The organism is Rouxiella chamberiensis (assembly GCF_026967475.1).
Taxonomy (GTDB): Bacteria; Pseudomonadota; Gammaproteobacteria; order Enterobacterales; family Enterobacteriaceae; genus Rouxiella; species Rouxiella chamberiensis.
On the sequence record NZ_CP114058.1, the window covers coordinates 237,797 to 248,196 of the forward strand.

General features: G+C 57.0%; 10 protein-coding genes and 2 pseudogenes. 8 read left to right on the plus strand and 4 right to left on the minus strand.

Annotation, left to right across the window (positions count from 1 at the left end; all coding sequences use genetic code 11):
• The first annotated feature begins 8 nt into the window (after positions 1-8).
• From O1V66_RS01090 to O1V66_RS01110, 5 genes are all read left to right on the plus strand, one after another.
• A complete protein-coding gene (locus tag O1V66_RS01090; protein WP_045047544.1) occupies positions 9-1,769 on the plus strand; it encodes a dihydroxyacetone kinase family protein in 1,761 nt (586 codons plus the stop codon).
• Positions 1,769-2,554, plus strand: a complete 786-nt coding sequence (locus tag O1V66_RS01095; protein WP_045047543.1) for a triose-phosphate isomerase family protein — start codon at positions 1,769-1,771, stop codon at positions 2,552-2,554. Before O1V66_RS01090 ends, O1V66_RS01095 begins: the two co-directional genes overlap by 1 nt.
• Before the next feature lie 2 nt (positions 2,555-2,556).
• Positions 2,557-3,363: a sugar phosphate isomerase/epimerase family protein gene (locus O1V66_RS01100; RefSeq protein ID WP_187329801.1), complete on the plus strand. Its 807-nt coding sequence runs from the start codon at positions 2,557-2,559 to the stop codon at positions 3,361-3,363.
• A gap of 62 nt (positions 3,364-3,425) precedes the next feature.
• Entirely contained in the window at positions 3,426-4,283 is an 858-nt protein-coding gene (locus O1V66_RS01105; protein ID WP_045047541.1) for a phosphogluconate dehydrogenase C-terminal domain-containing protein, read from the plus strand.
• Between the two features lie 164 nt (positions 4,284-4,447).
• On the plus strand, positions 4,448-5,410 hold the full coding sequence (locus O1V66_RS01110; RefSeq protein WP_045047540.1) for a sugar-binding transcriptional regulator: 963 nt from the start codon (positions 4,448-4,450) through the stop codon (positions 5,408-5,410).
• A gap of 42 nt (positions 5,411-5,452) precedes the next feature.
• Here the strand turns inward: O1V66_RS01110 and O1V66_RS01115 are convergent, their stop codons facing one another.
• The 3 genes and pseudogenes from O1V66_RS01115 to amiA form a co-directional block, all read right to left on the minus strand.
• Positions 5,453-5,905 carry a YaiI/YqxD family protein gene (locus O1V66_RS01115; RefSeq protein ID WP_045047539.1) on the minus strand — a complete coding sequence of 151 codons (453 nt, stop codon included), beginning with the start codon at positions 5,903-5,905 and terminating at the stop codon, positions 5,453-5,455.
• Positions 5,905-6,839 (minus strand): annotated as a pseudogene (gene hemF / locus O1V66_RS01120) (oxygen-dependent coproporphyrinogen oxidase). Before hemF ends, O1V66_RS01115 begins: the two are co-directional and overlap by 1 nt.
• Before the next feature lie 57 nt (positions 6,840-6,896).
• Positions 6,897-7,781, minus strand: coding sequence for an N-acetylmuramoyl-L-alanine amidase AmiA (amiA, locus tag O1V66_RS01125; RefSeq protein WP_045047537.1), 885 nt, complete (start codon positions 7,779-7,781; stop codon positions 6,897-6,899).
• 296 nt (positions 7,782-8,077) lie between these two features.
• Between amiA and O1V66_RS01130 the strand changes: the two are divergent.
• Positions 8,078-8,502, plus strand: a pseudogene (locus O1V66_RS01130) (GNAT family acetyltransferase).
• 62 nt (positions 8,503-8,564) lie between these two features.
• Here O1V66_RS01130 and O1V66_RS01135 read toward each other — a convergent pair.
• Positions 8,565-8,954 (minus strand): YgiW/YdeI family stress tolerance OB fold protein, encoded by a 390-nt coding sequence (locus tag O1V66_RS01135; RefSeq protein WP_277619527.1) that lies wholly within the window; start codon positions 8,952-8,954, stop codon positions 8,565-8,567.
• A gap of 272 nt (positions 8,955-9,226) precedes the next feature.
• Here O1V66_RS01135 and O1V66_RS01140 point away from each other — a divergent pair, with 272 nt between their 5' ends.
• Together O1V66_RS01140 and O1V66_RS01145 are read left to right on the plus strand one after the other, a co-directional pair.
• Positions 9,227-9,670, plus strand: coding sequence for a DUF2919 domain-containing protein (locus O1V66_RS01140; RefSeq protein WP_045047534.1), 444 nt, complete (start codon positions 9,227-9,229; stop codon positions 9,668-9,670).
• Between the two features lie 128 nt (positions 9,671-9,798).
• Positions 9,799-10,398: an RpoE-regulated lipoprotein gene (locus tag O1V66_RS01145; protein ID WP_045047533.1), complete on the plus strand. Its 600-nt coding sequence runs from the start codon at positions 9,799-9,801 to the stop codon at positions 10,396-10,398.
• Positions 10,399-10,400: the final 2 nt, after the last annotated feature.

Sequence of the window (10,400 nt, forward strand, 5' to 3'; positions counted from 1 at the left end):
GTCGTGAAATGACCTATTTATTCAATAAACCCTCAGCGTTTGCCAATGAGCTGATTGAAGGATTCGTCGCGGCGCATGCTGCGAAAGTTCGGCAGGTGCCGGGCGGGGTCGTGCGTAGCACCCGCAGTAAACCTGGCACCGTCGCCGTGGTGATCGGAGGGGGATCAGGTCATTATCCGGCCTTTGCCGGGCTGGTTGGGCAGGGTATGGCGCACGGCGCGGCGATGGGCAACCTGTTTGCATCGCCTTCCGCCCAGCAAATCTGCACGGTGGCGCGCGCGGCCAACAACGGCGGCGGCGTGCTGCTGACCTTCGGCAACTATGCCGGAGATGTGCTGCACTTCGGTCTGGCAAAAGATCGCCTGATTGCCGAAGGCATTCCCTGTGAAATCGTGCTGGTTACCGATGATATTTCCAGCGCCAGCAAGGCCGAGCGCGAGAAAAGACGCGGCGTGGCGGGGGATTTGGTGGTGTTTAAAGCCGCCGCCGTTGCCGCCGAAAAAGGGCTGCCGCTTGCCGAGGTGACGCGCATTGCTCGTCTGGCCAACCAGCGTATCCGCTCGTTCGGCGTGGCGTTCAGCGGCTGTACGCTGCCGGGCGCGGATCACCCGCTGTTTAGCGTTCCGCAGGGCAAGATGGCGCTCGGCATGGGGATCCACGGCGAGCCGGGCATTGGCGAATCGGATATCCCGACGGCCGATGAGCTGGCCGAAGTCTTGGTTAAAAGTCTGCTTGATGAACTGCCGGATGACGTCGCCAACGCCAGGGGGCAACGTGCCGGTGTCATTCTCAACGGCCTGGGCTCGGTAAAGTATGAAGAGCTGTTTGTGGTTTATCGTCGCATTGCCCAGCTGTTGAGTGAAGCGGGCATTGAGGCGGTCGACGCCGAAGTCGGTGAATTCGTCACCAGCTTTAATATGGCGGGCGCATCGCTGACGCTGTTCTGGCTCGACGACGAGCTGGAACCGCTGTGGCGTGCCCCGGCCGATGCACCGGCTTTTCGCAAGGGATCGGTGATTGCCGCCGAACCGCTGGAAGCCCAAAAAATTGACGAGGCGCTGGTGGTGAAGGTGCCGACGGCGACTGACGCGTCTAAAAAAGCCGCGCAGTGTCTGGTCGGCGTGCTGAATACGCTGGCGCAAACCATCGTGACGCATGCCGATGAACTGGGGCGTATCGATGCCGTTGCCGGAGACGGCGACCACGGCATCGGTATGGAACGCGGAGCGCTGGCGGCAGCGGAAAAAGCGGCCGAGATGCAGTTGCGCGGCGCAGGTGCCGGCACCTTGCTGCAACAGTCGGCCGATGCCTGGGCCGACCGCGCAGGGGGCACCTCCGGGGCGCTCTGGGGCATGGCGCTCAATGCGCTGGGCACCGTGTTTGGCGACGAAAAATATCCCGATGCGAAAAGTGTGGCCGAAGGCGTGCGCAAAGCCAAAGAGGGCATCATGCACTTCGGTAAGGCCAAGGTCGGCGACAAGACGCTGGTCGACGTGCTGGTTCCATTCAGCGACACGTTGAGTGCCCGCGTGCAGGCCGGTGACGATTTCGCCATCGCGTGGGAGTTGGCGGCGCTTGAAGCCGATACGCAGGCCAAGGCCACCGCGCATCTGCGACCAAAAATGGGCCGCGCCCGTCCGCTGGCCGAGAAAAGCCTCGGCACGCCGGACGCCGGTGCCGTCTCGCTGGCCTTGATAGTCAACGCTTTACTGCCGCTGTTTGGCGGTCAATCCGCCGCCAGCACCAAGTCGCGCGAGGAGCAGGTGTGATGAAACCGCAACTGACGCTGGGGGTGAGCCTCAAAATGTATTTTGGCTATCAGCAGACGCTGGAGTGGTCTCGTCAGATTGCCGATATCGTCCGCCGCCATCCCGTTATCCGCGAAGGGCAGGTCGAGCTGTTTGTGTTTCCTTCGCTGCCCGCGATTGCGGGCACGCTTGAAGCTTTTCGCGGCACGTCGGTCAGCGTGGGCGCTCAGAACATGTTCTGGGAAGATGCAGGCGCGTACACCGGTGAAGTGAGCGGCACGATGCTGCGCGAGATGGGCTGCGGATATGTCGAAATTGGCCATGCCGAGCGCCGCCGCTATTTTTCCGAAACGGACAAACAGATTGCCGACAAGACCACGGCTGCATTGCGAAACGCCTTGATTCCGGTGATTTGCATCGGCGAAGCCCAGCGCTGTACCGCGGCGCAGGCCATTGAACAGGCCGTCGATCAGGCGCAGCAGGCGCTGGCACCCGCCGAGAAACAGGGGCTGCACGGCGACGCTATTCTGGCCTACGAGCCGCAGTGGGCCATCGGGGCAAAAGAGCCTGCCTCCGCCGATTTTATCGGCGAAGTCTGTGAAGGGCTGGCGGCGCGGCTTGCTGAAAATGCCCACGGCGCGCGTCGGGTGATTTACGGCGGCAGCGCCGGTCCGGGCTTGCTGACACAACTCGGCAGTCGCACGGGCGGGCTGTTCCTCGGGCGCTTCTCGCATCAACCGGCCGCCTACAAAGCGATTCTCGACGAAGCCTTTACGCTTTTACTTTCCCCGGCCAACAGGAGCTGATGATGGCGATTGGACTTAGCACTTATGCCTATTTCTGGCGACTTTCCGAGCGAGTCCCCGCGCCAATGGGGCTGGATGCCATGCTGGAAAACACCGCTGAACTGGGCGGAAAAGTTTTTCAGATTTGTGATTACGCGCCGATTGAACGCCTGTCGGCCGACGAACTGGAAAAATTCAGACAGCGCGCAGAAGCGCTCGGCGTGGTGCTCGAACTGGGTACGCGCGGGCTGAAAGCCGATCATCTCGGCCGCTATTTGCAGCTTGCCAGGGCGCTGGACGCCAACATTCTGCGCTCGATGTTCAACAGCCCCGACTCGCGCCCGACGCTTGCCGAAGCAAAGCAACAGTTGGCGCAGATATTACCGGCGTTTGAACACAGCGAAGTGGCGCTCTGCATCGAAACCTACGAGCAGGTGCGCACCGCCGACAATCTCGCCTTGGTGAAACACTTCAACTCGCCGTGGCTGGGTATCTGTCTTGATCCCGCGAACTGCGTAGCGGCGCTGGAAATGCCGAAAGAGGTCATCAGCAGCACTGCGCCTTACGTGCTCAATCTGCACGTCAAAGATTTTGCGTTCTCGCGTCGCGACGGCTGGGTCGGCTTTACCTACGCCGGATGCCCGATGGGCGAAGGCCTGCTGGACTACGACGCGATGATTGCCGAGGTCAGGCCCGATGCGCGTGGCGTCAACCAGATTATCGAGCACTGGCTGCCGTGGCAGGAAGATGCCGCCGCGACCTGCGAGATGGAAGATGCCTGGACGCGCCACAATCTCGACTTTCTTTTAGCCCGACAGGCCGCGCAATAAGCCGCCCGTGGGCATGAATCCCGACTTTATACATTCGCCAATTTTTTATAGAGGAACACATCATGACAACGACTTTGAAGACAATTACTGTACTGGGTGCCGGTGGCAAAATGGGCATGCGTATTTCTGCCAATTTCCAGAAAAGCGATTATCAGGTGTTTTACTGCGAGAATTCACCGCGTGCTCAGGAGCAGGTTACCGCGCTGGGTCGCGAGCTGTCCGACGCCGACAGCGTCGTGCCGCACAGTGATGTGGTTATTCTCGCCGTGCCGGACATTGCGCTGGGCGCCGTGTCTACCGCGGTGGTGCCGAAAATGAAATCAGGTGCCGTGCTGCTGACTCTGGACCCCGCCGCGGCCTATGCCAACCTGATTGCCCAACGCGACGACATCAACTACGCCGTGGCGCACCCGTGCCATCCTTCCGTGTTCCTTGAGCGTTACACCAAGGAAGAGCATGCGGATGCCTTTGGCGGTATCGCGGCGATTCAGCACGTTGCCGCCTCTTACGAGCAGGGCAGCGAAGCGGATCGCGCCGAATTGTCGAAAGTGGTCAGCATCATGTACGGCCCGGTCGAGCAGGTTCACTGGGTGACCGTGAAACAGCTGGCTTATCTGGAACCGACGCTTGTGGAAACCGTGGCGTGCATGGTGGGCTCGTTCATGAAAGAAGCGCTGGACGAAACCGTGAAGTCTTGCGGTGTACCGGAAGAAGCGGCCAAGGCAATGCTTTACGGCCACATTCAGATTGCGCTGGCCGTGGCCTTCCGCAGCACCAATCCGTTCTCCGACGCCTGCATGATTGCCATGGAATACGGTCGCGAGAAAATTATTAAAGAAGACTGGAAACAGATCTTTGAAGAAAAAGAGCTGGATATCGTGATTGCCCGCATGCTGAAAATCGACGCCATCAAGCGTTAATCGACATCAGGCTTATCATGCAGTAAAGGCGCAGATCCCTGGGGTCTGCGCCACATCTTCAACTCCCGCCGTGCTGTTTTCTGCTTCGTCCGTGTCATATTGTGGTCATAAAACCTCGAATAGCGTATAAAAAGGCAGAATTTGCCAGGAGAAGTGAGCCCCGGATGGAAAAGCAAACTGTCATTCAAGATAACGAACTGTTGACCGAAATTGCCGTTGCCTATTATCAGGACGAAATTACGCAGGAAGAGATCGCCAAAAAGTTCGGTATTTCACGTATCAAGGTCGGGCGGTTGCTCAAGCGGGCGAAGGAAGAGGGCATCGTCGAGATAAACGTGCGCTATCACCCCGTGTTCAGCACCCGTCTGGAACAGCAGATGCTGGAGCGGTTTCCTATCAAGCGCGCGCTGATTGCACTCGACCATCAGGATGAAGACGAACAGCGTCGTCAGGTTGCCGCGCTGGTCTCCAACTATCTGGCCTCCACGCTGAAAGACCAGACGGTGGTGACTGTCGGTCAGGGGCGCAACGTTGCGGCCATCGCCGATCATCCCGGCAGTATGCCCGAACGTCAGTGCAAGTTTATCTGCGGGATTGGCGGCACACATCGGCCCGGCGACTCTATCAATGCCGACCACATCAGCCGTCGTCTGGCGAAAAAATTTGGCGGTATCAGCGAAACGCTTTATGCCCCCGCCTATGTCGAAGAAAAATCCCAGCGCGAAGCCTTTATGCGCAACGGCACCATCAATGAAACGCTGGATCGCGCCCGCAAGGCGGATATCGCGCTGGTCGGCATCGGTGACATGAATGAAAACAGTTACATGGTGAAGCTGGGCTGGTTTACGCCGCACGAGATAATCGATGCCAACCTGAATCAGGGCGTAATCGGCGATGTTGCGGGTTATGACTTTTTCAACGCGCAGGGCCAGCACGTAGACACCGTGATGAATGAGCGGGTGATCGGGCTGAGTATCGACGAGCTGCGACAGATCCCGTGCGTGATTGCCATTGCCTCGGAAAATACCAAGGCGCTGGCGATTCTGGGTGCGCTGCGCACCGGCGCTATCGATATCATTGCGACCTCGGCGCTGAACATCCGCACCATCTTGAATATGTCGCAATAACCTCAGATGCGCCTCTACGGGGCAGGCAATGAAAGAAAGCGTCTAGCCCTTTTTGGCCTGCACCAGCCATTTGTCGAGTTCATTGGCAAACTGCTGACGATCGCGCTGGTTCAACGCCGGTGGACCGCCGGTCTGCACGCCGCTGGCGCGCATGGTATCCATGAAATCGCGCATGTTCAGCCGCTCGCGGATGGTTTCGGTCGTATAACGTTCGCCGCGCGGATTCAGCGCCACGCCGCCTTTCTCGATAACTTCCGCCGCCAGCGGAATATCGGCGGTTATCACCAAATCATCTTTTTCGACGCGTTTGACGATTTCGTTGTCGGCGACGTCAAACCCGGCCTCCACCCGCAGCGTGCGCAAAAACCGCGACGGCGGGCTGCGAATCAGCTGGTTTGCAACCAGCGTCACCATCACGCCCGTGCGATCGGCGGCGCGGAACAAGACCTCTTTGATGACGTTAGGACAGGCATCGGCATCGACCCAGATTTGCATTATTTCGTCTCCGCCAGCCAGTCGCGCGCCGGCAGAAAATCGCGATACAGCGCGGCTTCGGGGCTGTCCGCCTCAGGTTCAAAACCGTATTCCCAACGCACCAGCGGCGGCATCGACATCAAGATGGATTCGGTACGCCCGCCGGTTTGCAGGCCGAACAGCGTGCCGCGATCCCAGACCAGATTAAATTCAACGTAGCGGCCACGGCGATAAAGCTGGAACTGGCGCTCGCGTTCGCCCCAACTCAAGGCTTTACGTTTTTCAACGATAGGCAGATAGGCCTCGGTAAAACCGTTGCCGACGGCCTGCATAAAGGCGAAACACTGGTTGAAATCGGGGGTGTTGAGGTCGTCGAAGAACAGGCCGCCAATGCCACGCGCCTCATTGCGATGCTTGATAAAGAAGTAGTCATCACACCACTTCTTGTACTTCGGATAGACATCGTCGCCAAACGGCGCGCAGAGGTCGGCTGCGGTCTGGTGCCAGTGACGGGCATCTTCCTCAAAGCCGTAATAGGGCGTCAGGTCGAACCCCCGCCAAACCACCACACCGGATCTTCGCCGGGTTTTTCGGCAATAAAGAAGCGCACATTGGCATGGCTGGTCGGGATATAGGGGCTTAACGGGTGAATAACCAGAGACACGCCCATCGCCTGGAAACTGCGGCCCGCCAGCTCGGGACGGTGCGCCGTGGCGGAGGCCGGAAGGGTTGCTCCGGAAACATGGGAGAAGTTTACGCCCGCCTGCTCAAACACCGCGCCTTGGGTCAGAACCCGGCTCTGGCCACCGCCGCCTTCTTCTCTCACCCAGTTATCCTGTTTGAACTGCGCGCGGCCATCGGCGGCAGCCAGCTGTTGGCAAATGCGGTCTTGCAGGGAGAGCAGAAAGGCTTTTACTTGGTCGATATCGGGTAATGGATTCACGGGCAAACTCATAATCTGGCGGACAAAGAGGGCGTCATTATAGCCCTAAATGCCCGCCGTTTTGCACCGTTAGCGCGGTTTTCGCTCGTTGGCATCGAAATAGGCGAAGAAATTGATGATGCCCTGTGAAATCGCCCCGGCAATCTCCTGACGGAAGGCCGTAGTGCTCAGCAACTGTTCTTCCTGATGATTGGTAATGAACGAGGTTTCGACCAGAATCGACGGAATCGACGGCGATTTCAGCACGGCAAACGCCGCCTGTTCAGTCTGCTGACTGTGCAGATGGTGAATCGGGCGAATGCGGTCAAGCACGTGGTGGCCGAGTGTCAGACTGTTTTTGATGGTATCCGTCTGGACTAGATCAAACAGCACCTGTTGCAGATAGTTGTTGTCGGCATCTTTGTATTTCGCGCCCGCGACCAGATCGGCATCATTCTCCTTGTTCATCAGATACTTCGCCATCGTGCTGCTGGCGCCGCGATTGGAGAGGGCAAACACGGACGCGCCACTGGCTTCCGGGCTGGTAAAACCGTCGGCATGAATCGAGACAAAGAGGTCGGCCTGATGCTGGTGGGCAATTTCAACACGCTGATAAAGCGGGATAAAATGGTCCGCCTCGCGGGTCAGCTTGACCTCGATGTTCGGATGGCTGGAAAGATGCTCACGCACGTAGTTGGCAATTTCCAGCACCACATGTTTCTCTTCCGAGCCTTCATGACCCACCGCGCCCGAATCAATCCCGCCGTGGCCCGGATCGATCATCACCAGCTTTTTTGCGCCGGGCGGTTTGGGCTTGGGGGCGGTTTTGGTGATGTGTTCGCTCTGCTGGGCTTTTGCAAAACGGCTGCCGAAGGCACCGAATGCCAGCCCGAGGCCGGAGAGCAACACCTGACGTCGGGTTGCCGAACGAGGAAGCGGTTGGAAATGGAGAAATTTATTCAGTGGATTAAGCATCGGTCCGCAGCCCTTAAATAAAGCAGAATGCGGATGTTATATAGTATCCATTCAGCATAATCGACAGCAGAACTATTGCTGGTTATTAACAATGTCGGCATTTTTAACATTTATACAGCCTGATATTTTCCTGAGTATTTTTAGTTTTGTGATTAATCCCGCAACACTTAGAGAAAAAACTTGTATCGGAAAGTTAAAAAGTCGGCCAACAGGCCTAAAAGCAGGCATTTTGATATTGCGTCTCCAGCAGATCCCGCGATAATCAATAAATAACTAATTGACAGCGGCGAAGAGTGATGGAAATTCGCGTATTTAAACAAGAAGACTTTGAAGAAGTGCTGACTATCTGGGAGCGTTGCGACCTGCTGCGTCCGTGGAATGACCCTGAACTGGATATCGAACGCAAGCTCAACCACGACCCGGAGCTGTTTCTGGTCGCGGAAGTCAGTGGCGAAGTGGTGGGCACGGTGATGGGCGGCTACGACGGTCATCGCGGCTCGGCCTACTATCTGGGCGTTCATCCTGAATATCGCGGTCGCGGCATTGCCAACGCCCTGATGAATCGACTGGAAAAAAACTGATTGCTCGCGGCTGCCCAAAGATAAATCTGATGGTGCGCGCCGAAAACGATGCCGTGATAAGCATGTATGAAAAGCTGGACTACGAAGTGGTAGAGAGTATCAGCCTCGGCAAGCGACTGATTGTCGACCAGGAATACTGATTCTGCCTGCTTTCCCCCTCCGCGTCTCACGGTGAACGGGAGGGGGACGGCTATTTGCCCCGTTAATTGATGACGGTGATTCTCTTCACGTCAATCTCTTCCGAATTCCAGTCTTTATCGATTTCCCCTTCAAGGCGAACCTTGTCTTTGGGTGAAACGTTCTGGCCTTTCCAGCGATCGTCATCGATATCGGCGGTCAGCGTGCCCGTTGCATCCCGGAAAAGATATTTTTCGTCACCGGTGCGTTTCTCTATGTGTCCTTCCAGACGAATCCATTGGTCATCTTTCAGGTTTTTAACGTCCTTAACGCTGCCAAGTGACGCGTTATCGCCGGTGAAGCCGCCTTTTCCCTGCGTTTGAGGAGCACTTGGGTCGTTAAATCCACCGCTGTTCTGCGCCAATGCAGGCAGGGAGGCGAGTGCAATCACGCTTGCCAGAGCTATCTTCTTCATCATAATAGTCATCCTTAATTTCAATTATCAGTCATCAATAAGCGACCTGATTGAACCTGTTAAGCAAGTCATAACCTGTCGCCTTGATAAACAGTAAAGCACAAGGTTCTTAACCGGTTCTTAAGTTGACTTAATTTATGATTAATAAGACAGTGCGACGACGCATACCCGGATAAAAGAGAACAGAATAGGCCGGGGTCAACTGCGTGCTGCCACCGAGTGTCGACACGCCGTCGAGTGTCATTAATGTTTGAGGAAGAGTTTTCCAGGCCATGAATCCTGACGATTACAACAGCCACGGCATGCTCCGTCTGCCGCTGTGGTTTTGGGCAATATTGGTGCTACAGGCGCGCACCTGGCTGGTGTTTGTCATGGCGGGCGCGTCGAGACAGCAGGGCAGTGATCTGCTTTCGCTGCTTTATCCTGACCGTCAGTCATTCTGGTACGGAATCTGTCTGGGTTTGCCGCCCGCGCTGATTTTCCTGCTGAGTGGTCGCCGTCACCTCTGGCCGAAAGTGTGGCAAATGGGATATTGGCTGCTGCTGGCCGGGATGTTTATTACCTTTGCGCTTCAGGGGCTTGGCCTGTGGCAGTCGATGGACGAGCCGAACGTGCTGGATATCGTGCTGGCATTGCTGGATGCGGGCGCGCTGGGCTACTGGCTGCTGAGCCGTCGTCTGCGCGCCTGTTTTGACGAAGAACGCCGCCTGGTTTAAGCCTCTCTATTTTGCGGGCGACGGCCAACGTTGCTCTCAAGGATAAGGTTTGCGGCACTTTTTTGCGTAATCAGACTCCAACGGTTCAACACGATGAAACATGCGATGACTATCAAGGAGTGTAATACATGACTTTCCGCCCACTGTTACTGGCGCTGCCTCTTATGCTGACGGGCTGTTCGACGATGGCCAACATGCATGCGCCCAGCTGGTCCAGCTTCAATCCGCTGAACTGGTTTGGCAGCAGCCTCGAGGTGACCGAACAGGGCGTAGGCAAGCTGAATGCCGCGACGCCACTGACGGAAAGCGCCGTGAATGATGGACTCGACGGCGATTATTCGCTGCGCAACGGCATGTCGATGAGCGACGGCAAAATGCGCGCCTTCTATGAAGCGATGGACGGCAAAACCGTGAAGCTTGTGGTTTCCGGCGAGCCGAAAGGCAAAGTGCAAACTATCGAGGTCCGCGACGCCGAAATCGCAAGCGAGTGGGGCGTTAAAATCGGTACGCCATTTAGTTCGCTCTACAGCAAAGCCTTCGATGCCTGTCAGAAAGGCAAGGGCGACGACGCCCGCAATGTCGAGTGCTACGCGCCCAATAGCCAGCACGTCACTTATATCTTTAGCGGTGTGTGGGACGGCCCGGACGAGCTGATGCCGGCCGATGAAAATCTGAAAACGTGGAAGGTCAGCAAAATCGTCTGGCACGCCACGCCTCGCCTTCCTTGAGA